This is a genomic window from Bradyrhizobium sp. SZCCHNS2022, assembly GCF_032377575.1.
GTDB lineage: Bacteria > Pseudomonadota > Alphaproteobacteria > Rhizobiales > Xanthobacteraceae > Bradyrhizobium > Bradyrhizobium aeschynomenes.
In genome coordinates, this window is record NZ_JAUHHZ010000001.1 from 5,191,104 (window position 1) to 5,213,569 (window position 22,466).

General features: G+C 63.6%; 18 protein-coding genes, 2 tRNA genes and 1 pseudogene. 4 read left to right on the forward strand and 17 right to left on the reverse strand.

Annotation, left to right across the window (positions count from 1 at the left end):
* Window positions 1-38 precede the first annotated feature (38 nt).
* The 5 genes from QXZ94_RS23225 to QXZ94_RS23245 form a co-directional block, all read right to left on the reverse strand.
* On the reverse strand, window positions 39-959 hold the full coding sequence (locus QXZ94_RS23225; RefSeq protein ID WP_315722351.1) for an FAD binding domain-containing protein: 921 nt from the start codon (window positions 957-959) through the stop codon (window positions 39-41).
* Window positions 956-3,643: a molybdopterin-dependent oxidoreductase gene (locus tag QXZ94_RS23230; protein WP_315722352.1), complete on the reverse strand. Its 2,688-nt coding sequence runs from the start codon at window positions 3,641-3,643 to the stop codon at window positions 956-958. The genes QXZ94_RS23225 and QXZ94_RS23230 overlap by 4 nt, the downstream gene beginning before the upstream one ends.
* A complete protein-coding gene (locus QXZ94_RS23235; RefSeq protein ID WP_315722353.1) occupies window positions 3,640-4,281 on the reverse strand; it encodes a helix-turn-helix domain-containing protein in 642 nt (213 codons plus the stop codon). The genes QXZ94_RS23230 and QXZ94_RS23235 overlap by 4 nt, the downstream gene beginning before the upstream one ends.
* A gap of 591 nt (window positions 4,282-4,872) precedes the next feature.
* The gene (locus QXZ94_RS23240) at window positions 4,873-5,454 is read right to left on the reverse strand and encodes a DUF1349 domain-containing protein (protein WP_315722354.1); all 582 of its coding nucleotides are present in this window, start codon (window positions 5,452-5,454) and stop codon (window positions 4,873-4,875) included.
* Between the two features lie 805 nt (window positions 5,455-6,259).
* The gene (locus QXZ94_RS23245; protein WP_315722355.1) at window positions 6,260-6,601 is read right to left on the reverse strand and encodes a response regulator; all 342 of its coding nucleotides are present in this window, start codon (window positions 6,599-6,601) and stop codon (window positions 6,260-6,262) included.
* Between the two features lie 658 nt (window positions 6,602-7,259).
* Between QXZ94_RS23245 and QXZ94_RS23250 the strand changes: the two genes are divergently transcribed.
* Window positions 7,260-7,478, forward strand: a complete 219-nt coding sequence (locus QXZ94_RS23250; RefSeq protein ID WP_315722356.1) for a helix-turn-helix domain-containing protein — start codon at window positions 7,260-7,262, stop codon at window positions 7,476-7,478.
* Between the two features lie 428 nt (window positions 7,479-7,906).
* Window positions 7,907-9,034 (forward strand): annotated as a pseudogene (locus QXZ94_RS23255) (mandelate racemase/muconate lactonizing enzyme family protein).
* A 645-nt stretch (window positions 9,035-9,679) separates the two neighbouring features.
* Here QXZ94_RS23255 and QXZ94_RS23260 read toward each other — a convergent pair.
* The 11 genes from QXZ94_RS23260 to QXZ94_RS23310 form a co-directional block, all read right to left on the reverse strand.
* Window positions 9,680-11,008: a tyrosine-type recombinase/integrase gene (locus QXZ94_RS23260; protein WP_315722357.1), complete on the reverse strand. Its 1,329-nt coding sequence runs from the start codon at window positions 11,006-11,008 to the stop codon at window positions 9,680-9,682.
* Window positions 11,009-11,210: 202 nt separating this feature from the next.
* Window positions 11,211-11,286 (reverse strand) — tRNA-Phe (locus QXZ94_RS23265).
* Between the two features lie 174 nt (window positions 11,287-11,460).
* Window positions 11,461-11,658, reverse strand: a complete 198-nt coding sequence (yacG, locus tag QXZ94_RS23270) for a DNA gyrase inhibitor YacG (RefSeq protein ID WP_315722358.1) — start codon at window positions 11,656-11,658, stop codon at window positions 11,461-11,463.
* A 51-nt stretch (window positions 11,659-11,709) separates the two neighbouring features.
* Entirely contained in the window at window positions 11,710-12,339 is a 630-nt protein-coding gene (locus QXZ94_RS23275) for a Maf-like protein (protein ID WP_006613056.1), read from the reverse strand.
* A gap of 181 nt (window positions 12,340-12,520) precedes the next feature.
* On the reverse strand, window positions 12,521-12,991 hold the full coding sequence (locus QXZ94_RS23280; RefSeq protein ID WP_172110186.1) for a low molecular weight phosphatase family protein: 471 nt from the start codon (window positions 12,989-12,991) through the stop codon (window positions 12,521-12,523).
* Window positions 12,992-13,045: 54 nt separating this feature from the next.
* Window positions 13,046-13,552, reverse strand: coding sequence for a UPF0262 family protein (locus QXZ94_RS23285; RefSeq protein ID WP_015663966.1), 507 nt, complete (start codon window positions 13,550-13,552; stop codon window positions 13,046-13,048).
* Window positions 13,549-14,844: a histidinol dehydrogenase gene (gene hisD, locus QXZ94_RS23290; RefSeq protein WP_315722359.1), complete on the reverse strand. Its 1,296-nt coding sequence runs from the start codon at window positions 14,842-14,844 to the stop codon at window positions 13,549-13,551. The genes QXZ94_RS23285 and hisD overlap by 4 nt, the downstream gene beginning before the upstream one ends.
* Before the next feature lie 86 nt (window positions 14,845-14,930).
* A complete protein-coding gene (locus QXZ94_RS23295; protein WP_315722360.1) occupies window positions 14,931-15,374 on the reverse strand; it encodes a DUF2948 family protein in 444 nt (147 codons plus the stop codon).
* A gap of 21 nt (window positions 15,375-15,395) precedes the next feature.
* Complete coding sequence (murA, locus tag QXZ94_RS23300) at window positions 15,396-16,685, reverse strand: UDP-N-acetylglucosamine 1-carboxyvinyltransferase (protein ID WP_315722361.1); 1,290 nt, start codon at window positions 16,683-16,685, stop codon at window positions 15,396-15,398.
* 126 nt (window positions 16,686-16,811) lie between these two features.
* On the reverse strand, window positions 16,812-18,530 hold the full coding sequence (locus QXZ94_RS23305; protein ID WP_315722362.1) for an FAD-dependent oxidoreductase: 1,719 nt from the start codon (window positions 18,528-18,530) through the stop codon (window positions 16,812-16,814).
* Between the two features lie 14 nt (window positions 18,531-18,544).
* On the reverse strand, window positions 18,545-18,730 hold the full coding sequence (locus QXZ94_RS23310) for a hypothetical protein (protein ID WP_172183966.1): 186 nt from the start codon (window positions 18,728-18,730) through the stop codon (window positions 18,545-18,547).
* 352 nt (window positions 18,731-19,082) lie between these two features.
* Between QXZ94_RS23310 and QXZ94_RS23315 the strand changes: the two genes are divergently transcribed.
* Window positions 19,083-19,157 (forward strand) — tRNA-Thr (locus QXZ94_RS23315).
* A gap of 94 nt (window positions 19,158-19,251) precedes the next feature.
* A complete protein-coding gene (locus tag QXZ94_RS23320) occupies window positions 19,252-20,877 on the forward strand; it encodes a tyrosine-type recombinase/integrase (RefSeq protein ID WP_315722363.1) in 1,626 nt (541 codons plus the stop codon).
* A 5-nt stretch (window positions 20,878-20,882) separates the two neighbouring features.
* On the opposite strand, the gene QXZ94_RS23325 is transcribed toward QXZ94_RS23320, so the two are convergent.
* Window positions 20,883-22,370, reverse strand: a complete 1,488-nt coding sequence (locus tag QXZ94_RS23325) for a site-specific integrase (RefSeq protein WP_315722364.1) — start codon at window positions 22,368-22,370, stop codon at window positions 20,883-20,885.
* Window positions 22,371-22,466 lie beyond the last annotated feature (96 nt).

Genomic DNA, 22,466 nt, shown 5'->3' on the forward strand with positions numbered 1-22,466 from the left:
TTAACCGGATGCATACTCTTCGCCACATGCGCGTACAGCTAAACCGAGAGCCGCTCCAGCACGTCGCGCACCAGCCCTTGCAGAAGATCGACTTTGTAGGCCGTCATCGGCAATGGTTTGGCACCCGAGCTTGCCGACTTGGCCGCTTCCGCAATCGATGCCGCATCAGCAACCTTGCCAGTGAGCTGGGCTTCTACCGCCGCGAGACGAAGTGGCACGGGCGCGACACCGCCGGCAGCAAGACGTACAAGCTGGAACCTGCCGCCGGCGATCACAACGCGGGCGCAGAGTTCCACAAGCGGCCATTCTGCATGGGTCCGGCTGATCGCCCGTTTGTAGGAAGCGCGCTCGCCCTCGAGCGGAGCAGGAAGCGCAATGCTCTTGAGCTTCTCGCCTGCAGTGAGCGTATGATCGGCATTCGCGACGGAGCCGTCACCGAGCAGGTCGGCGATCGTCAGCCGGCTGCGCCGGTCCGTGGTGATCTTCGCATCATAAGCGAGCAGAGCCGCTGCCATGGTCGACGGGTGCGGCGCGACGCAGTCGCCGAGATCGAAAGCAACGCCATAAAGATGATTGCCAGTCCGGGCAGGGCAGGTGCTGCCGCTTTTCTTCAAGCAACTGATGTCGGCACGGCGGAAGTACCAGCAGCGCGAACGCTGCGCGAGATTGCCGCCGAGCGTTGCAACATGGCGCACCTGTGGCGTGGCTAGCCCTTGTGCGCTCGCCGCAATACCAGGATAAGCCGCGGCGAGACGTGCGTCGGTCGCGATCGTGGCGATGGTGGTCAGCGCGCCGATCTGAACGGCGCCTTCGGCATCCCAGGTGATCGTCTTGTCGCCGGTACCCGAGATGTCGATCGGCACTCCCTGCGACACGCCGCTGCGACGGCGTTCGCTGAAGTCGGTCCCTCCAGCGCGGAATTCAGGCGTGGGATTCGCAGTGATCACGGCGACACTCATGCTGCATCCCTCCCCTTCAGCGCGGCGACCAGACGATCGGGCCGGAACGGAATTTCGGTCAGTCTCACGCCGATCGCATTGCGGATGGCATTGGCGATCGCGGGAGAGGTCGGCACGGTCGCGACTTCGCCGATGCCGACGCTGCCGCCCGGCACATGCTCGAAACCGGCCTCGTCGAAATGCACCTCGAGTTTCGGCATGTCGCCAATTCCCGGAATACGGTAGTCCTCCATGCTGCCGCTCAGGATATGGCCGCTCAAAGGATCGGTCTCCCGCGCCTCATAAAGTGCGTAGCCGACGCCCTGGATCACGGCGCCTGCGGCCTGGCTTCGCGCCAGAGCCGGGGCGGCGAGCTTGCCAACCGCAAGGCCCGTATAGGCGTTGAGCACGCGCACATGCCCAAGCCAGGTATCGACCTCGACCTCCATCACCTGCACCGAACTCGGCACGCCGGCGCCGACCACCATGTGGTTCATCAGACGCAGCACCCAGCCGAACACCCGGCCCATGAGTCCTGCCTCGTGCAGCGCAGGCCTGACTCCGGGCGGCGGCTTGCCGTCCTCCTGACGTCTCGCCGACACGGCGATATCGGGAGCTGCCGCGATCATCTCGCGCCACGGCGCGTTCGAGCCCGGAGCGGGTGTTCGAGAAGCGGTACGCTTGATTTCCGCTTTCAGCTTTTCGATCGCGAGCAACGTCGGCGGCACCACCGAAGCGGTGACACGGCTGCCGCCGGAACCCGGTCCGGGCGGAAGGTTGGAGCGGCCGATGCGAACGTCCACATCCTGCGGCTCGAGATCGAACGCCTTGGCGACGGTGTTCGCGATCACGCTGCGCGTGCCCGTGCCGATATCCTGCACCGCGCAGCTTGCGACAATGCGGCCACCCTCGACCGCGAGCTCGACCGAGGAGCCGGTCTGCCAGAGATAGAGCCAGTAGCCGGTGGCGACGCCGACCCCGCGCCGGAAGCGGCCGGTCTGGGAGGCGGCCGAATTGCGGCTCTTCCAGACGTCAAGGCCGGCAGCCCAATCGTATAGGCGCTGACGGTTGGGATCCGGATCCCAGAGCTTGCGCAGCTGAATCGGATCGATCTTCATGCGCAACGCCGCTTCGTCCACCGCCTGCTCCAGCGCAAACGACATCGGCGGACCGCCGGGGCCGCGGAACGGCGCGCCGGGCGGAAGATTGCTGAGCACGTCGAAGTCAACGAGCTCCTTTGCTTCGGCCGGATAGATCAGCCGGGCAAGGCCAGCGATCAGCGAGTTCACGGCGGCCCCGGTATCGGCATGCGCGGTCAGCGATAGCGCCTTGAGGCGGCCTTCCGGCGAAGGCAGTAACGACAGCTTCAGCTCGGCGGCCGGACGATAGCCGGCGACGGAAAGCTCCTCCTCGCGATCGAAGGCGACCCGCACCGGTGCCTTCGCTACGCGCGCAAGCTCGATCGCGGCGGTGGTCTCCAGCCCAACGCTGCCCTTGGAGCCGAACCCGCCACCGACATGATCGGCGATGACACGCACCTTGTCGTGCGGAAGGCCGAACCGCTTAGCGATCTTCTCCATGCTTTCGTGAATCGCCTGAGTCGAGATGTGCACGGTGAGATGATCGCCGTCGAACCTCGCCACGGCGGCATGTGGTTCGAGGCTTGCGTGCTGTTGAGCAGAGACGCGGAAGGTCTCCTCGACCAGCAGCGGATTGCGTTGCTGGCGCGCCTCGTCAAGCCAGCTCTTCGCCTGCTTGGCCCTTTGCGAGAACGGCGCCGAAGGTCCGCGCACATTTCCGCTCCACGACACCGGAGCGCCGCCAGCGCCCTCGGACACGTTCCCGGCACGCTTGCGGTCCCTTTTTTCGAACACGACTGGCGCATCGTCGCGTCGCGCAGCATCCAGCCCGATCACGGCGGGTAAAGGCGATGCCTTGAAGCTGATCGCAGCGATTGCCTTTAGCGCGGTGCGGCGATCCCTGGCCGCAACGGCTGCAATGGGCGCGCCGACGAAGCGGACCATGTTGTCGTCGTCGAGCAGCGGCACGACCGCAGCAACACCGGCCATGGCGCGCGCCGGCGCCAGATCAAGCCCGGTAATTTCAGCATGCGCGACGTGCGAACGCAGGATGACGCCTTCGAGCTGGCCGTCATGGTGGATGTCGACGGTGTAACGGGCCAGTCCCGTTACCTTGTCGCGGGCTTCCAGTCGCGGCGCGATCGGATCGATGCCGTCGAAGCGGCCCGAGCATGCTTCGGCCACGGCGCGATAGATGCCTTCATAGGCGCCGCAGCGGCAGAGATGTCCCGATAGCGCTTCGGCGATCTCCTCGCGCGAGGGTGTGGCCGTGCCCTTGGCCGCGCGCCAATGATCATGGAACGCGGTGGCTTCGACGACAAAGCCGGGCGTGCAGAACCCGCATTGGAGGGCGTCGTGCGCCATGAACGCCTTCTGTACGGGGTGCAACCCTGCGGCTCCGACGCCCTCGATGGTCGTCAATGATTTGTCGGCAGCCGCCCGCGCCGGCAAAAGGCAGCTCACGGCGGGCGTGCCATCGAGCAACACGGTGCAGGCACCACAGACACCGGAGCCGCAGACGAGTTTGGTGCCGGTGAGGCCGCTATCGCGGATCACCTCGATCAGGAGCGCATCCGGATCATCGGGTAGCACCAGAGGCCGTCCATTGATGGTCGTGATCGTCATTTTCGAACTCCCGTTTTGCGTAGGGACTTCCTTGCGGACGGCGCCATCGCGCCGGCGATCAGCATGCGCAGCATGGTCTCGAGCTGTTTGAGGAACGCGTCGACCGGCTGCATCGATGGGAAAGCGGTTTTGGTGCCGTGGACCGCCATCTCGACACAGCGCGCGAGCTCTCGCACGCTGACACCGCTTTCGAGCGTGAGCTTTCTCTTGCGGCACACCCGCGCGATCGTGGCTGCAATTTCATCGCCGAAACGGCTCGAATAGCTCTGATAAAGGTCGCGCGCCTGCGCGAGGTGCTCCGAAAACAGCTCCTCGCTATGAGGCGAGTCCTTGAGCGAAGCGAGCATCGACTGCATTCGCGCGCCGATCTCGGCGACCAGGATGTCGGCAAGCTCGAGGCCTGCTTCCTCCGCAGCCTTGGCCGCCGCGACTTCCGCAGCAAGCCCCTGCTCGTAGAGCCGCTCGATGACTGCGCGAAACAGCGCCTCTTTGGAGGCGAAGTGATGATAGAGCGCCTGCCGCGTCAGACCGGCTTCCTCAGCCGCCTGCTCGATTGATGAGCGGCGGAAGCCGTGGCGCCGAAACACGCGCATGGCGGCGTCTAGGATCCGGTCCTGGGGAGGGGCCTTGGCCTGCATTTGGTCAGTTTTGACAACGGCGACCGAACTGTCAAATCACAGTTCGATGACGGCGTTCTACGCGCAAGAGCGAAACTCGCCCTGCTCGGGGGGGGGAGCATCGCCGCATTCCACTGGCCGGCATTGGCGCTCCGAAGACGTGCCTGCGCCGGTAACGTCTCCTGTTCGAAGACACTCACGGTTCAGCACACAGAACATTCACCAGGGGAGCAGACGATCATCCGGGTTTCCATTCGGCAATGAAGTCACGATGCGGGACAAACAACCCGGGTGAGCGATACATTTATCATTTTGCAAGGGCCCGAGCCGGATGGCGGCGACGCGCCTTCTCGTCGCAGCTCCGTTCACGACAGCACCGGCCCCGCCCGCGATCTGCCGCTCAATTGAGTTTAGTCGCGATTTTCGACCATCGCGGCCTTGTCCGGTCAAGAACCGTACGGCGAAGGTCGTGAACCTATGCTGCATCATAAGGCGAATAGCCAAGGTTGGGAAAATCTGGTCTATTCTGGCCTTGCGAGCGGCCTCCGGCAGCGAGGCCCCCATTCTGAGATCGGCGACCAGCGGAGTCAGCCTTGGTTCCACCCACGCTTCTCATCCCAGATCATGAAGCTCCTTTCCAAGCGGCGGCGTCAAACGGAAATCGGAAAAAGCGACCTCGAGCCCGAATCGCTCTGGTGTGCAGGCCATGGGTCCGACGAGATAGGAAGAGTTCCTGGGGAATGGCGCAAGCCGCATGAGAGGCCAGATCTTTCCATCGTTCGATGCCTGTAAACGGACGACCCCATGCGCAACCGTGACACGCAACCGAAAGTCACTGGCGTCGTGCACATAGGTGGCTGTTGCCCAATCCGATTGACCCGCAGTCAGCACGCTCGACAGCATGGCGCGCCCGTCGGAGAATTCGATTCCCGCCTTTAGCCAGCATCGTTCGTCTACACGCACCATCAGGCCCGCTTGATCGTAGAGCGCTTTGAAATTGGCTCGCACGCGGAGTTCGGCGGTGAACGCATCTCCCGCCTGAAAAGCGAGAAAATGTCCACTATCGCGGATGAACCCGTAATGAGTTTCGCGCCAGAAATCGGTCGCTCGGTCGGTTGCTAGCTCAAGAAGGTTTTCCCTTTCTGACCAGTTCTCTGGCTCATTGAACCAATTGCCGTCAGACTTACCAAACATCTCTTGTGCTCGCTCTGATAAGGTCGCCGTTCAACAACGACGCCAGGCCACTTTCCCAGAAGTATAACTCGTCTGCGTCCCAGATCCGCCTGCGTGAAAAGCGGCTCTCGACGTGTCGAAGAAGACGTCCTCGAATCGCTGCAGGTCGCGACAACAAGGGTTCACCAACGAGCCGCATCAAGTGACGCTCCAATACGTCAGACACGTCCTTTCTATATCCCCGCATCGGCACTTCAGCCATGACGACAAATGTCTCCGTCGTCTGCCCGCTAGGACAAGTTCGACTTATGCTCCTTGGCTGGCTTTGCACCTCGTGAGCAATGGGCGGAGCGGAAGACGGGAAGGCATCCGCAGGAGGGACAGCATAGCGGTCGTAGTGTCAGCGGCGGGCCCCGGGACCGAGTGCAGTCGCCAGACCGGCTAACAAGGCACCCGCGTTTGCGACAGTCAGGACGGTGCCGCGGGGCGGCAGTCCCCAAACGCGAGTGCCTCCGGCGAGCGACACCATGACGGCGCGCTTTTCTTCGTCGATGCGCTAATCGAGGTTCTAAGGCGCGCTCTCGACTGGCTGAACGGCAGCGGTTCATCTGATAGTGCCTACGCCAAATTCATATAACGTTGGGGCTGAGCGCGTTTGGTCCAAGCGCTGGAGCTGTCGGGCCGGACGAGGTCATGTGGAAGACCTGCACTTTCGTGAGGACAGGTGACGCGCCTTCTTTCGTCCAGACGAAGATAATCAGAAAGACGCGCGCATCTTGCAGGATTGGTGTCGCGCTTGTCGGAGCTGCGCAACTCGTCCGATGCATCAGAGGGGCCTCAAAGGTCCAAGCACCTGCGCTAGCGCAGAGGCGAGCTCGTCGCTTTTGAATGGCTTTGACAGGCGTGCCAAATCAGGCGCAAGGCCCTCTGTTTCCGCATAACCAGATACGATCAGAACTCCTGCGTCGGGACGAGCCGCAAGGACAAGGCGGGCCAGTTCTACGCCACTCATACCCGGCATCAGATGATCGGTTACGAGCAGATCGATTGGCTCACCCTGGTGCACAAAGCGCAGTGCCTCCTCTGCGGAAGCGGCCTCAACGATGGAGAATCCCAAACCCTCCAACATGTCTGCCGTGCTGGCGCGGACCAGATCCTCATCATCCACGAGGAGCGCATGGCCGCGAGGTCCGACAAGGACCCGTGCATCAAGTGACGAAGACCGTGTTTCTGGAGCCATGTCGCTGCGCGGAAGCCAGAGCTCAATGTTTGTGCCGAGCCCCGGCCTTCGCCACCCCACAACATCACCATGGGCACTGGCGATCGAAGGAGGATCGCTGCGGCGGTTCTCAGGCTTTGAGGCCAAAGCTCGATCGGACCCAGTGAGGTCTGCGACCAATCGAAGGTTCGAATGAGCCGGCCCGCTTCTCCTCCGTCAGCCAGAAAGCTCCGGTTTATCTCTTCGTGCAGCCCCACAGACACCGTTCTCCTCGGGAGGCCTCGCTCCTGGCCGTTCTATTCAATAGTGCTGGTTCACCTCAGACCCGCTTGCGGCCCACACAAACCTCGCCCTAACAACAACTCCGCCAGTGACCTAAGGTTCCAGGTGTCACTGAGATCTGCACACAGCTGCGATCGGTCCTTGCCAGGCTGGGCGAGACTACCCGTCGGGAGCCCAATTCTTCGCCATTCTATCCAAGGCCCGCACCAAGGCCCCAGATCTCTTCCCCGGTCCTCCTGCAGCATCTTGACTGCATTCAGCGAGGAGGCCGCCCTGGAGCAATGGAGCTGTAGGTACTCGCCTGGCCCGCAACCGAGCATTTCTAATGAGCCCAACTCAGATTGACAACTTCAAGCAGCGTCGGCTCGTCGAGTTCAAGGATGGATGCCGCTATGGCAGATTCGGGAAGACGAAAGCTTATGAGCTGATCGCGCGCGAGCGGATCAAGGCTTACAAGATGGGGGGTAAGACACTCATCGATCTCGACAGCATCGACGAGTATCACGCCTCGCTGCCTCGCGTTGAATCAAGAGCAATGATCTAAGCCCGCCTTTGCTGCGGCGGGGCCTCCCTCACGAAGCCGATCGAGCCGGTCGGCCCGATGCTACATCAGGCATACACGTTCCGGTCACGAATGCGGTGCTCGCCGCTTCACTGAAGCCGAACATGTACCGGAGCGAGGACAACCCACCCGGTCATCCGGCAGAGCGGTTTGAAGCGATCCACGGCCGCCACTTGTGCATCAGAGCTCGGCGCATTTGCGTTCACCATTATCGTCAACAAGCGCACCGAGCGAGACGAGCAATCAGCCTCTGAAGCTCCGCTGCAGTAAGCCCCCTGGTGATCGCCGCCTCGCGCCGGAGAGCGTGTTCCAAACTCGTATCGTGCCCGACCCACGGGCAGACTGAAGGCTTGCGCTCGGCACCAGCGATTTGTCAGTGTCGTGCATCTGTTGCGACTGAAAGTTCCAGCATGACGACCGACCGATTTACCATCCGCTCGATCAAAGCTTTTTGCTTTCGCTATCCTCTGGCGACACCGGTTGTAACGTCGTTCGGTCGAATGGGCGACCGGCCGGCCGTCTTTATTCGCGTTATCGATGAGGATGGGATCGAGGGCTGGGGGGAAACGTGGTCGAATTTTCCGGCACCGGGAGCCGAGCACCGCTAGCGCCTTGTCAATGAGGTGATTGCGCCAGGCATTGCCGGACGTAGCTTCGGTGTCCCCTCCGAGGCGTTCGAGGAGCTGACAAAAGGGACCGAAGTGTTGGCGCTGCAGTGTGGCGAGCCCGGCCCCTTGGCTCAAGCGATAGCGGGTGTCGATCTCGCCCTCTGGGATCTCGTTGCCCGGCGCCGACGCCTGCCTTTGTGGCGCTTGCTTGGGGGGAGTGCGAACACGATCAAGGTCTATGCCAGCGGTATCAATCCCGGCGGCGCTGCGCAAACGGCGGAAGCCGTGCTGAAGCGTGGGCATCGCGCGTTGAAGCTGAAGGTCGGCTTCGGTGCCGACATCGATCTTGCGAATTTGGCCGCACTGCGCACTATCGCGGGAAGCGGCATGCTCGCTGCAGACGCCAACCAGGCTTGGTCGACCGAGCACGCGCTGACCATGCTGCCGCGTCTTGCCGCATTCGAGTTGCGCTGGCTCGAGGAGCCGATCCGAGCCGATCGACCGCGCGACGAGTGGCGCAGGTTGCGCGCACACGCACCAATGCCTCTCGCCGCCGGCGAGAACATCGCGAGCGTCGGCGGATTTGAGCAGGTATTGGCTGAGGACGTTCTGGGAGTCGTGCAGCCGGATATCGCAAAATGGGGCGGCATCAGCGCCGGTGCGAGCCTCGCCCGCGATATTATCAAGTCAGGTAAGACGTTCTGCCCTCACTATCTCGGCGGCGGCATCGGACTGCTTGCATCCGCTCATCTGCTGGCCGGTATTGGCGGCGGAGGATTGCTGGAAGTCGATGCCAATGACAATCCACTTCGGGACCAGTTCTGCGGTCCCGTGGCCCGAGTCACCGACGGAACGGTTGCTTTGGGCGAAGAACCCGGGATCGGCCTCGTGCCCGATCTCGCCTCGATCGCTCAGTATCGCAGCGCCTAAAGCACGCCGTGAGTTTGGCTGGACGTCCGGACAGCTTTCATGATCGCACCCGAACCTAAAGAATCCGGAGTGCATGAGCGGGTGTTGAGGCAATGACATTTGATGAAGCGTGCCAGAGCTGGGCCGGGCCTCCACTGAAGCCGGCCAGTAGCATAGCTCTGGCAGTAAGGCTTCGACCGGCCGGCTGCGGAAACTTTGCATCTCAAGCCGCGGAACAGGATTGAGAAGCGCCGAACAGCTTCAGAAATCGTCGGCGCCCAATCGTTCTTATCAGGGTTTGATAAATCCAGGTCGATGTCGATATGCGACCTTGCGTCCGTTATGCTCTACCAACTCGAGTCCTACTCCGACTAGCCGTCCATCCACGACCGCTAAGCAAGAAGGCTTTCTCGCAAGGCGTCTGGATACGCCGCGCTTGCTGATTTGCGCAGCAATCCTCTATCCACAACAAGCGAACAAACCTGCCTTGATGACCATGCCAGGACGCCAGGACAATAATCAGCTCCGACTGCTCAAGTTAAAGACGTGTGCCGGTATGGCAAATTCAGCAAAGCGAAAGCCTATGAGCTGATCGCGCGAGAACAGATCAAGGCTTACAAGATGGGAGGCAAAGACACTCATCGACCTCGACAGCATCGACGAGTATCACGCCTCGCTGCCCCGGGGCGAATCTCGGGCGATGATCTGAGCTGATTTGCGCACCGGCTCGGCAGCCCTCTCACGAAGCCGATCGAGCCGGTCAGCCCAATGCTGCATCAGGCGCACGCGTTCACCCCAATAAGCCGCCCTGTTATAGATGCCGCGGATCTTGTTCTTGTCGCCCTTGGCAAGCTGGCGTCGCACCACCTCGTCCCGGCGCCGCCTTTTCTTCTCATCTGTTTCGTGGGCAAGCTGAGCTTCCACCACATCACCGTCGAACACGCCTTCTTCATTGAGCAGGGTCGACGCACTCGAGCGAAAGCCGTGCGCGCAGTGGTCGCCACCGGGGCCGGTGTCATAGCCCATGATCCGCAAGGCCTTGTTGATCGTATTGTCTGACATCGGCTTGGCATCGTCATATGAGAACAAATAACGGCCGCGGCCAGTCAGAGGTCGCAGCTTGGCTAGGACAGCAAGAGCTTGCCGGGAAAGTGGCACCTCGTGATCATCTCGCATCTTCATTTTCGCCGCCGGGATGAGCCAGACGCAATTCGCCTCGTCGAACTCGCTCCATTCCGCCAACCGCAGCTCTCCTGGCCGAACCATGGTCAAAGCGATCAGCTTGAGCGCGTAACGCACCAATCCGCCGTTCTTGGCGTCATAGACCTCAATCCTTCGCATCAGATCGCCGATATCATCCGGGTCGGTCAGCGCTGGGCGCGGGCTACTCTTGGGCGCCCTGGTCAGGGCATGGGTCAAATCGCGGGTGGGATCGCTGTCGCAGTAGGCCGCGCCGACGCCAAACTGAAAGACCCGTGACGCTGTCGATCGCAGCCGCCCAACCGTGTAGAACCGGCCCCGCGCCTCGACGCGGCGCAATGCCGTCAGCAACTCCGGCGGGGTGATCTCACAGAGCGGCCGGTCTCCGATCTCGCGATAAAGCTGATCGAGATTCCATCGCTCGCGCTTGATCGTCGCCTCGGCTTTGTTCTCTCGCTCGAGCTTCGTGGTCACCCACTCTTCCCCGACCGCCCGGAAGGTGTGCCTGAGCTTTTCGTCTTCCTGGCGCTTGGCCTCGCGCACGACGACCGGATCCTTCCCTTGGTCGAGTAGCTTTTCGGCCTCATGGCGCTTGTCGCGCGCAGCCTTCAGCCCAACGCCTGGGAACGTTCCGAACGACATGTTCTTGCGCCTGCCGGCGAAACGATAGCGATAGAGCCAGAGCTTGGTCCCGTTGGGCCGGACGACGACGCTGAGGCCCTGGCGGTCAGCAATCGCGTATTCCTTGGCCGCCGGCGCGGCATTGCGAATTCTGGTATCGCTCAGCTCATCCATGGGGCGCCCCTCGTGATCGAGCGACGCGCCAGTGTACCCGGCCTGTCCAGTGTACCTACAGTGTACCCGAAAACGCCGGATGCTCTCGAACGGTCGCGAACCGTTTCGAGCGGTACTATAGCACGAAAAGACTGATTTTATGGCGGTTTTCGTCGTGCCACGAACCAGCGCGGACGAAAAAGAACGGGGTCGGAAGAGGGGATGGTGCCCAGGGGCGGGATCGAACCACCGACACTGCGATTTTCAGTCGCATGCTCTACCAACTGAGCTACCTGGGCAGGTCTCGTTCGGGACAGAAAAGCCCGGCGAGCCGGCGGGTTATAGTGGGACCGGGCGGTGCTGTCTACCGCCCAAGCGCGAAGTTTTCACATTCCTTTTGCAGTTGCTCGGAGGGCGCCGAGGCGGCCGCCAGACGGCCTGCGCCGCTGCGGCAAGGTCATGAAAACACGGCCTTATTCGACATCCTCCTCGTCACCTTCGGTGGCCGGGATGACATAGGAGCCGCTCAGCCAGCGGTGCAGGTCGACGTCGCGGCAGCGCGGCGAGCAGAATGGCCGCACGGCCTCGGCCGCGGGCCGGCGGCAGATCGGACAGCGGCCGGCGGGCTTGGGCGAGGCGGCGGTGGGCGGGGTGGGCGATTCGTTCGACATGGCCGCTATCTAGGCGCCCTGGGGGCGTGATGCACCCCCTCGGAGACGGCGTCAGACGCCGACGGTGTTCAGCCAACCGAAGCGGATCGGAAAGCCCTCGCCGGCGAGCAGGGTCGTGGTCTCGTACAGCGGCAGGCCGACGACGTTGGTGTAGGAGCCGACCATCTTCACCACGAACGAGCCGGCGATGCCCTGGACGGCGTAGCCGCCGGCCTTACCCCGCCATTCGCCGGAGCCGATATAGGCCTGGATGTCGTCCTCGCTGAGCCGCTTGAAGCGGACGCGGGTCTCGACCAGGCGCTGGCGGAACGCCTCCTTCGGCGTGACCAGGGTGATCGCGGTGTAGACGCGGTGGTTGCGGCCCGACAGCAGGCGCAGGCACTGCGAGGCCTCGTCGACCAGGTTGGCCTTGGGCAGGATGCGGCGGCCGACCGCCACGACGGTGTCGGCGGAGATGATGAAGGCGCCGCGCAGCTCGTCGTCGAGCTGGACGGATTTCAGCGCCGCGTCGGCCTTGGCGCGCGCGAGGCGATTGGCACAGGCGCGCGGCAGCTCGCCGCGCTTCGGCGTCTCGTCGACGTCGGCGGGGCGCAGCGCGTCGGGCTCGATGCCGGCCTGGTTGAGCAGCGCCAGGCGCCGGGGCGAACCGGATGCAAGAACGATTTTGGGGCGGCCGAGCATGCTGATTTCGCTAGGGGATTCGGAAAGCGTAAGGCGGGCGCGCGGAACCTATCGGAAGGGGTGCCATTCCACAACCCGGAGACTGCGACAAGGCTGCGACAGCCTGCTCTACGGGCTCAGTTTGAGCGGCGGACGACGTTGGTATTTCGGTTCGATGACACCTCGCCTGGGGAACCGGAACTCACAACCCCGCCGGGCCGGGCTTGGCGAAGCGCTTGCGGATGCGCGCGAACAGGCCGTCGCAGACCTCGCGATAGGCCGACAGCTTCTGCTCGCGATTGCCGTCGGTATTGGTGGGGTCCGGCGTCGGCCAATATTCGACGTCGGCGGCGATGGTGCGGGTCAGCTCGAGGGCCTTGTGATGCGCTTCCGGCGACAGCGTGATGATGAGGTCGAAGTTCAGGCCCTCCCAGTCCTCGAGCTCCTCGAAGGTGGTGGGCTTGTGCTGCGAGATGTCCTGGCCGAGTTCGGCCATCACCGAGACCGCGAACGGGTCGAGCTCGCCCTTCTTGACGCCGGCGGAGCGGACATAGAGCGCATGCGGAAACATCTGGCGCAGCAGGCTTTCGGCCATCGGCGAGCGCACGCTGTTCTGCCCGCAGGCGAACAGCACCGCCTGCGGCTGGCGCGCGCGCGGCGGCCCCTCGGCCATGCGGCTAGGCGCCCTTGGCCGGAAGCTGGGACGCGCGCTGGCGGGCGCGCGGCGTCACTGGCCCTCGCCCTTCCAATGCAGCACCGTAATCAGGGTGAACAGCCGGCGCGAGGTCTCGAAATCGACCCGCACCTTGCCCTTGAGCCGCTCCTGCAGGGTACGCGAGCCCTCGTCATGGATGCCGCGGCGGCCCATGTCGATCGCCTCGATCTTGTCGGGCGTGGCGGTGCGGATCGCCTGGTAGTAGCTGTCGCAGATCATGAAATAGTCCTTCACGATCCGCCGGAACGGCGACAGCGACAGCAGGTGCGTCACGACCGGCGTGCCGTCCTCGCGGCGGATGTCGAACATCAGCCGGTTGGCGGTGATGCCGAGATGCAGGGTGAACGGACCGGCGCCGTCGGCGCCCTCGGGCGCGAACAGGTTCTCCTCGACGAGGTCGTAGATCGCGATCGCCCGCTCATGCTCGATGTCCGGACCGGAGCGGCCGATCGACTCCTCGTCGAGCGTCACCGCCACGATGCGATTGGTCCGGTCGTCGCCTGGCGGGTGCTGGGTCATGGCAGGTTGAGGCGTATTCCCACGGAGCGTGAATGGGCGTCGAGACCCTCGGCCTTGCCCAGAGTCATCGCCGCTGGCCCCAGCGCGCGCAACTGCTCAGGACCGCATTTCAACAGCGACGTGCGCTTCATGAAGTCGAGCACGCCGAGACCGGAGGAGAACCGCGCCGAGCGCGCGGTGGGCAGCACGTGATTGGAGCCGCCGACATAGTCGCCGATCGCCTCCGGCGTGTGCGCGCCGAGGAAAATGGCGCCGGCATTGCGGACACGGGCCGCGAAGGCATCGGGATCGGCGGTCATGATCTCCAGATGCTCGGCGGCGATGGCATCCGCCAGCGGCACGGCCTGGTCGAGGTGGTCGACCTCGATGATGGCGCCGAAATCGGCCCAGGACGCGCCGGCGATCTCGGCACGCGGCAAGGTCTTGAGCTGGCCTTCGACGGCGCGGGCGACGTCGGAGGCCAAGCGCGGGCTGTCGGTGATCAGGATCGATTGCGCGCTGGCGTCGTGCTCGGCCTGGGCGAGCAAATCGGCGGCGATCCAGTCGGCATTGCCGCTGTCGTCGGCGATCACCAGCACCTCGGACGGGCCGGCGATCATGTCGATGCCGACCTTGCCGAACACCAGCCGCTTGGCGGCGGCGACATAGGCATTGCCCGGGCCGACGATCTTGGCGACGGGCGCGATGGTCGCGGTGCCATGGGCGAGCGCGGCCACGGCCTGGGCGCCGCCGACGCGGTAGATCTCGGAGACGCCGCCGAGATGGGCGGCGGCCAGCACCAGCGGGTTCAGCCTGCCGTCCGGCGCCGGCACCACCATCACGAGCCGGCCGACGCCGGCGACCTTGGCGGGAATGGCGTTCATCAGCACCGAGGACGGATAGGCCGCGGTGCCGCCAGGGACATAGAGACCGGCCGACTCGATCGCGCTCCAGCGCCAGCCGAGCTCGACGCCGGCGGCATCGGTGAAGCGCTGGTCCTGGGGAAACTGCTTGAGGTGGAAAGCTGTGATGCGGTCGCGGGCGAATTTCAGCGCATCGACGGTGGCCGTGTCGCAGGCCCTCACCGCGGCTTCGATCTCGGCGGGCGTCACGCGCAGCGTGGCGGCGTTCAGCTCAAGACGGTCGAACTTGGCCGTCGCCTCGAGCAGCGCCGCATCGCCGCGCTTGGCGACGTCGTCGACGATGGCGCGGGCGGCGGCTTCGACGTCGGCGGAGGTCTCGCGCTTGGCGGCGAGAAACTGCCGAAACTGGGCGTCGAAATCGGCGCTGGCGCGGGACAGGCGAATGGGCATCTCTGGCACTTTCCGAAGGGGTGGCTGCCCCCGACCCCCTGCTCAATGGCGCGGCAGCGCGGGGCCGTCAACCCTTTGAAACCGCCTTACCCGGTCAGCGGCGGGACGTCGTCGGAGGTGCCGAGATCGTCGGCACCGAGATCGGTCAGCTCGCATTCCAGGCATTCGACATCGAGTCGCAGCGCGCCGCCATGGGAGAACAGCAGCAGCGCACTGCCGGCGGGCGCCTCGGCTCCGGCGTGGAATTCGATGCCGATCAGCTCCAGCGCCGCGTCGGGCGCGGCGAGGTCGATGCGGCGCGACTTGCAGGCGAGCACCCGGTCGAAGCGCAACGCGGCCAGCAGCCGTCGCGGCTCGCTCTCGCCGTGCAGCGCCTGGTCCCAGTCGAGCCGGTTCATGCCGATGACCAGCCGCTTCTCGGCCTGGCGCCAGATGATGTCGGCCGGCTGCACCCGCGCGTCCTGCACGTGGGCGGAGATCACGGCGAGATCGTCGGCGTCGAGCGCGATCAGTTTGAGCCGGTCGGTCACGACATCATCCCCCTGGCAGCCTCATTCGCGGATGCGCTCGATCGTGGCGCCGCAGGCCTTCAGCTTGTCCTCCAGCCGCTCGAAGCCGCGATCGAGATGATAGACGCGATTGATCATGGTTTCGCCTTCCGCAGCAAGCCCGGCAATGACCAGCGACACCGAGGCGCGCAGGTCGGTTGCCATCACCGGCGCGCCGCGCAGGGTCGAGATGCCCTCGATCCGCGCGGTCTCGCCGTCCAGACTGATACGCGCGCCGAACCGCGCCAGTTCCTGGACGTGCATGAAACGGTTCTCGAAGATCGTCTCGGTGATCGCGGACGCGCCCTGCGCACGCACCATGAGCGCCATCAGTTGCGCCTGCAGGTCGGTCGGGAAACCGGGGAACGGTGCGGTCGTCACCTGCACCGGGCGGATGCCGTGACCATTGCGCACGACGCGGATGCCTTCGGCATCGCTCGAAATCTCGGCACCGGCTTCAGCGAGCACGTCGAGCGCCGATTGCAGCAGCTCGGGCCGGGCGCCGGCGAGACGGACGTCGCCGCCGGTCATCGCCGTCGCGATCGCATAGGTGCCGGCTTCAATGCGGTCGGGCAGCACCGTATGCCGCGCGCCGTGCAGAGACGCCACGCCCTCGATCTCGATGCGGGGCGTGCCGGCGCCGCTGATACGTGCACCCATCTTGTTGAGGCAGTCGGCGAGATCGGTGATCTCCGGCTCGCAGGCGGCATTGGTGATGATTGTCGTGCCCTTGGCGAGGCTCGCGGCCATGACCGCGACATGGGTGCCGCCGACGGTGACCTTGGGGAAATCGATGGTGCCGCCACGCAGCCCGCCCGGCGCCTTGGCAACGACGTAGCCCGCATCGATCTCGATGCCGGCGCCGAGCCTCGTAAGCGCCATGATCAGGAGATCCACCGGCCGCGTGCCGATGGCGCAGCCGCCGGGCAGCGACACACGGGCCTCGTGCATGCGCGCGAGCAGCGGTGCGATCACCCAGAAGCTGGCGCGCATCCGCGACACCAGCTCGTAGGGCGCCGTGGTGTCGATGATGTCGGCGGCGGAGATCTGCAGGGTCTGCCCCTGGTACTGGCCGTCACCCGGACGCTTGCCGACGGACATGATGTCCACGCCGTGATTGCCGAGAATGCGCTGCAGCTGGGCGACGTCGGCCAGCCGGGGGACGTTGTCCAGGATCAGCGTCTCCGGCGTCAGCAGGCCCGCGATCATCAGCGGCAAGGCGGCATTCTTCGCGCCCGAAATCGGAATGGTGCCGTGAAGCGGGTTGCCGCCGACGATGCGAATGCGATCCATGCTGATCCTGCTGGGCTGATCGGAAATTTGGCTGAGATGGGCGCAACAGGACCGACATTACGGCGATTTGATGGGTTCGCAACGGCAGGTCGCGGCGTCTCGAGATTCCTCCCAAGATGACGCTAATCAGACCGGCGGCACCAGCGGATCAGCGAGAAAGCCGTGCAGCGCGGCGACCACCTGGGCGCCCTCGCCGATGGCGCCGCCGACGCGCTTGACCGAGCCGGAGCGGACGTCGCCGACGGCATAGACGCCGGGCACCGAGGTCTCCAGCGGCGACACCATCCGCCCGGCGTTCTGCTCGGACTGCGCACCGGTCACGACGAAGCCGGCGCGGTCGAGCGTCACGCCGCAATCGCCGAGCCAGCCGGTGGCCGGATCGGCGCCGACGAACAGAAACAGGTTGCGGATATCGGCCGGCGTCTCCTCGCCGGACAGCCGGCTCTTCAAGGTGATGCGCTCCAACCCGGCATCGGCGCCGCCATCGAGCGCCACCACCTCGGTATTGAACAGCAGCTCGATGTTCGGCGTCGCCTCGATGCGCTCGATCAGATAGCGCGACATCGACGCGGCGAGCCCACCGCCGCGGATGATCATGAGCACCTTCTTGACGTGGCCCGACAAGAACACCGCGGCCTGTCCGGCCGAATTGCCGCCACCGACCAGCGCGACCTCCTGTCCGGCGCACAGCCGCGCCTCGATCGGCGAAGCCCAGTACCAGACGCCGCGGCCTTCGAACTCCTTGAGCCGTTCGAGATCCGGCCTCCGGTAGCGTGCGCCGCTGGCCACCACGACCGCGCGCGCCCGCACCTCGTCGCCGCCGTCCAGCGCCAGCACGAAGGCGCCGGCCTTGCGCTCGCAATCGAGCGCCGTCACCGACACCGGGATCATGATCTCGGCGCCAAACTTCTGTGCCTGGTTGAAGGCGCGCGCGGTCAGCGCCAGACCGGTGATGCCGGTCGGGAAACCAAAGTAGTTCTCGATGCGCGCGCTGGCGCCGGCCTGGCCGCCGAACGCCCGCGAATCCAGCACGGCGACCGACAGTCCCTCCGATGCGCCATACACCGCCGTGGCCAGCCCCGCCGGTCCGCAGCCGACGACCGCGACATCGTAGACCTTCTCACCGCGCGGCCCGCCGATCATGCCGACGGCGCGCGCCAGCTCCGTCTCGCTCGGATTGCGCAGCACGCTGCCGTCGGACACGACCACCAGCGGCAGCTCGGCCGGCGTCGGCGAATAGCGTGCGATCAGGTCGGCGGCGTCGTGATCGACGGCGGGATCGAGCAGATGGTGCGGAAAGCCGTTGCGGGTGAGAAAGCTCTGCAGCCGCGCGATCGCGGCCGATTGCGGCGGGCCGATCATGACCGGACCGCCGGCGCCGCCCTGGATCAGATTGACCCGGCGCAGAATCAGCGCCCGCATGATGCGCTCGCCGAGCTCGGCCTCGGCGATCAGCAGCGCCCGCAGCTTCTCGGGACGAATCAGGATGACCTCGACATCGCCCTCGGCATGACCGTCGACCAGCGCGACGCGGCCGGAGAGCTGGGCGATCTCGGCGAGAAACTGGCCCGGCCCCTGATCGATCACCGGCGTGACGTGGCCGAGACCATCGCGCTGGGTGATGGCAACGTGACCTTTCAAGATGACGAACATGCCGGGACCAGGCTTCCCGGTCTCGAACAGCAGCTCGCCGTCTTTATAGGTCCGGATCTCGCCGAAGCCGCGCAGCCGGGTGATCTCCTGTGGCGTCAGCTCCGGAAAGGTCTGGTCGAATCGCGGCAGCGTCTTCGCGAGCTCCGCTCGCTGTGCCGCCGCATCCGCCGCTGTCCCGTCATTCACCGCCATCACGCTCCCCACATTCAATCCGTTCGACGCGCTACGTCGTCAGAGCCGCCGCGAGCGGCCTCGTCCCCCTCGCCCTGCTCGGCCGGCGCCGCCTGGCTGCGCTCACGGCTCTGCACCTTGCGCCGCTTGAGGTTCTCGCGCAGCGCCTGCTTCAGCCGCTCCTCGCGCGCTCCCTTCCCCTTGCTGGTCCGATCCGTCATCCCCTTCCCCGGTCACCCCTTACCAGGGGCACAATTGGTGCTGCGGGCGCGAAAGCCAAGAGGGGATAGCGACGCAGACGGTAGGTTCCGGCCGACCTGGCGTCGACTGCCCGGGTGGGGAGTTGCGGACACGGCCCCCCTCGCTGGCCCCGCCTTTGACGAGGAGGAGAGAGAATTGTTGGCCAGATGGACGATTCCTTACGGATTCGGAGATCTTCGCCCGGTTTTTGACGGATCGCCCCCGCGTCTTTCCCCGAAAACCGGGCGAGCCGCGCTTGCGCCGGCGGGGAGCTTGTGGCAAGAACCGCCCGCGTTCGGGCGCGGCCTTCGGGCCGGCCCCGCGAGTCCCTTTGCTGCCGTAGCTCAGTGGTAGAGCACTCCCTTGGTAAGGGAGAGGTCGACAGTTCAATCCTGTCCGGCAGCACCATTTATCCCATTGCAGCCATTGATTTTATTGACTTTTCGGTCCTGGGTGCCACACGAAAGTGCCACGCAGACCAATGGTTTCCTTGAAGTTTTCGATGGCTAACAGAGCCCGTTCCAACGTTCCTCAATTCCGAGTTCGCGTCCCTGCGAAGGTCGTTGATCGGCTACGCGGCAAGCGCGTGCTGCTCAATCTGGCGAGCAAAAACGATCCGCCATTTATCAAGGTCCCGACCATTGGGAGCGATGTCGCTTTCTCCCTTGAGACCAGCGACCGCATCGTTGCAGCAGCGCGGCAAGCGAATGCTCTCGATCATTTAAGCCGGCTCTTTGAACTGACCGAGTCAGCGCCGATCGGTCTCTCGTTCAAAGAGATGGTCGCATTGAGCGGGACGGCTTACCAGATCTACAACGAGATTCACGGCGACAATCCGGGCGAGCCGTCAGCTTGGGCCTATCACAAAGCCCTGCACCGGGCGTCACTTGAAGGGCGCATACAAAACCCTCCGGACGCGACGCTTACGCTTGACGATGCTGCCAAGGCAATTGAGCTTTTTGGCTCTGGCGATCTCACAGAAGCCGTCAACGCCCTTCCCGCTGGCCATCATGACGCCCTGGAAGCGCGATTTGGACTGCTCGGAGATTGGGTCCTGATCCGTCAGCGCATTAACCTAGCGCCTGCCGATCGACGTCGTTTCCTGCAGCTGATCGGCACCGCCTCTCTCGATGCCGGCTACAATCTCAAGCGCAACGCGACTGGAGATTATTCGCCCGATGCGAAAGCGCAGCGATTTCCGCCTATCGAAACCGTCGCAGCGCTGAAGCCGAAGCAGACAATTACGGGGCTTCTCGACTCATGGTGGACAGAAGCAAAGAGGACAGGCCGCAGTCAGCAGACCTACGAAACTTACAAGGGCGCGATTGACCGCTTGATCAAGAAGCTCGGGCACGATGATGCTGATCGCGTCACCGAGCAGGACATGCTGGATTTCAAGGACGCTCGTCTAAAGGTGGTCTCCGCTAAGACGCTCAAAGATGGTGATCTGCCGGGGATCAAGTCCGTGTTCGGCTGGGCCGTCGACAATCGGAAGCTCGCGAAGAATCCCGCAAGCGCGATCAAGGTCAAGGCAGAGAAAAAGATCCTCACCCGCCCGAAAGGCTTTACAGATGATGAGGCAAGCGCGGTAGTCAATGCCTGTCTTGCATACGTTCCAAAGCCGAAAGAAGACGCGCAGACGGCTGCTGCCAAGCGCTGGGCTCCGCTGATAGCTGCCTATACCGGTTGTCGGATCAGCGAGGCGCTGCAGCTCCGCAAAGAAGACGTTCGAACGGATGCCGGACATCACGTTTTCGACCTCAATCCGCTTGCAGGCAGCATCAAGTCTGGAACGTACAGGCTGGTGCCTCTGCATAAGCACCTAATCGAATTAGGCTTCCTCAGCTTCGTCAAAAGCTCCAGCGATGGGCCACTGTTCGCAAAAGGCAGCTATAAGCGTGTCCTCGACTTCGTCCGGACCATCGTGAAAGACGAACGGGTTCAGCCAAACCACGCTTGGAGGCACAGATTTAAGACGATCAGTCGCAACCTTGGGCTTGATCATCGGGTCGTCGATGCAATCCAGGGCCATGCGGCCCGCACTTCTGGCGAGGATTACGGCGACATCTCTGTCATGGCCATGGCTCGGGTGATAGCAGCGCTTCCGAAGGTCAAAGCCACCGCATGAATAAGTCAATCCGCCGGTTCGGGACGAGGCACTTCGGGACTCCGACTCTGCCGAATCGACGTCGGAGGTCTACGCGCAATTCGTGCTGCGGCGCTCGCTTGGTAGTCGGGATGGTGATGGCCGTAGACTCGCTCTAGAACCTCTACGGTCATCCCAAGATAGCCAGCTGCGTCCCAGATGCTGGTGCCGTTCAGCATCAACCAAGTCGCTGCGGTGTGACGCAGTGTATGTGGCACGACGGCACCGATTGATGTATCGATCCTCGCCAGCCTGACAACCTTTCGGAAAGCCTTCTTGATCGAAGCGACGGGACGTCCGTTGAATTCGACGAAGCGCTCGCTTGCAATACCCGTGCGCACCCATCGTCGAAGATGCGCCAGCAGGCGTGGCGGTATGGGAACCGTGGTTTGACGCTTCTTGGTCGCCTTTTTGCCGATCGGCTTTCGATAGAGAATGCCGCGCTCCAAATCCACGAACGAGTGTCCCGGGACTTGTCGATGAGAAGCTGAGGCGATTGTGGCCGCACGGCTGCCGGTATAGCAGCCGAGGAGGAGAAAACGAGCGACGTGACGTAGGGGCCGCCGCTCGGTCACGACCTTCTGTCCTTTCCTACGGCCGACATGAATGGTTTGAACCTCGCGATACCGATAGGCCGCCCAGATCATGCGAGCCACCTCGGAGCGGGTCAGCCATCGGTCTCGTGGTTCACCGCGATCGGGAAGCCATAAACTGACGTTACCGTAATGGAGATTTTCTCTCGAATGATGATTGATGGCAGCCCGCATAACCTCAAGGTCGCGCCGGGCGCCACCTTCTCCGCCGCCTTCATAGATCCGGTGTTTGACATAAGCCTTTGCGGCCGGTGTGTTGATTCCAGCCAGGGTTAAATCGCCCCAATAGTCATTGAGACGGCTGATGTGTTGTATCAGAGCGCGCATCTTTATGGTCAGCACGGTCTGAGAACATTTCGGATCGCACTGATCCTCCAGGTAGACGGTCAGCACGTCAGCAATTGGAATCTGATCAATATCCCTGGAGCGCCGCTCTCCGTTCAGGTGAACAGTCGGCAAAGTGGCTGAGCTGCCCACTTCGTTACACAGACATTGTCTAATCTTTGCCCGCAACGATGCCCTTGATCTTGCTCCGTGTGCCCTCTCAAAAGGAGAGACCGACCCGTTAGGTGAGCAGATGGGCTTTATACCTTGATTTACAGGTGAATTCGGCCCTGCCGTCTGTATACGGCAGAGCCGCCGCATATTCTCGATGTCTCCCAGTGTTGTGTAGTATTTTCCCGCGATCAGTTCATAGCCAAGGCGCCCGCGGGTTATCTCGCAGCGCAGGCCAGAGAGCGTCATGGAGCCGTCTGGAAAAGCTAGGCTTGCAGCGACATCTAACCTCAGCGGAGTCGTCGAATCGACGTTGCGCAGGTCGATCGCTTCAGTCTGGTCCGGCTTCTTTGTCAATTCGAGCGCCCATGAATTTCTGCCGCTCATGGTCTGCCCAACGTGAGGTTCGGCAGACCAGACGGCCGACCACCCGATTGTCGTGAATCCCCATTTGCATATCAATTTGCATTATCGTGGATCACG

Excerpts from the sequence above, each read along its gene's own strand:
- QXZ94_RS23225 (WP_315722351.1), bottom strand. The coding sequence starts at position 959 with ATGAGTGTCGCCGTGATCACTGCGAATCCCACGCCTGAATTCCGCGCT.
- QXZ94_RS23230 (WP_315722352.1), bottom strand. The coding sequence starts at position 3,643 with ATGACGATCACGACCATCAATGGACGGCCTCTGGTGCTACCCGATGAT.
- QXZ94_RS23235 (WP_315722353.1), bottom strand. The coding sequence starts at position 4,281 with ATGCAGGCCAAGGCCCCTCCCCAGGACCGGATCCTAGACGCCGCCATG.
- QXZ94_RS23240 (WP_315722354.1), bottom strand. The coding sequence starts at position 5,454 with ATGTTTGGTAAGTCTGACGGCAATTGGTTCAATGAGCCAGAGAACTGG.
- QXZ94_RS23250 (WP_315722356.1), top strand. The coding sequence starts at position 7,260 with ATGAGCCCAACTCAGATTGACAACTTCAAGCAGCGTCGGCTCGTCGAG.
- QXZ94_RS23260 (WP_315722357.1), bottom strand. The coding sequence starts at position 11,008 with ATGGATGAGCTGAGCGATACCAGAATTCGCAATGCCGCGCCGGCGGCC.
- yacG (WP_315722358.1), bottom strand. The coding sequence starts at position 11,658 with ATGTCGAACGAATCGCCCACCCCGCCCACCGCCGCCTCGCCCAAGCCC.
- QXZ94_RS23275 (WP_006613056.1), bottom strand. The coding sequence starts at position 12,339 with ATGCTCGGCCGCCCCAAAATCGTTCTTGCATCCGGTTCGCCCCGGCGC.
- QXZ94_RS23280 (WP_172110186.1), bottom strand. The coding sequence starts at position 12,991 with ATGGCCGAGGGGCCGCCGCGCGCGCGCCAGCCGCAGGCGGTGCTGTTC.
- QXZ94_RS23285 (WP_015663966.1), bottom strand. The coding sequence starts at position 13,552 with ATGACCCAGCACCCGCCAGGCGACGACCGGACCAATCGCATCGTGGCG.
- hisD (WP_315722359.1), bottom strand. The coding sequence starts at position 14,844 with ATGCCCATTCGCCTGTCCCGCGCCAGCGCCGATTTCGACGCCCAGTTT.
- murA (WP_315722361.1), bottom strand. The coding sequence starts at position 16,685 with ATGGATCGCATTCGCATCGTCGGCGGCAACCCGCTTCACGGCACCATT.
- QXZ94_RS23305 (WP_315722362.1), bottom strand. The coding sequence starts at position 18,530 with ATGGCGGTGAATGACGGGACAGCGGCGGATGCGGCGGCACAGCGAGCG.
- QXZ94_RS23310 (WP_172183966.1), bottom strand. The coding sequence starts at position 18,730 with ATGACGGATCGGACCAGCAAGGGGAAGGGAGCGCGCGAGGAGCGGCTG.
- QXZ94_RS23320 (WP_315722363.1), top strand. The coding sequence starts at position 19,252 with ATGGCTAACAGAGCCCGTTCCAACGTTCCTCAATTCCGAGTTCGCGTC.
- QXZ94_RS23325 (WP_315722364.1), bottom strand. The coding sequence starts at position 22,370 with ATGAGCGGCAGAAATTCATGGGCGCTCGAATTGACAAAGAAGCCGGAC.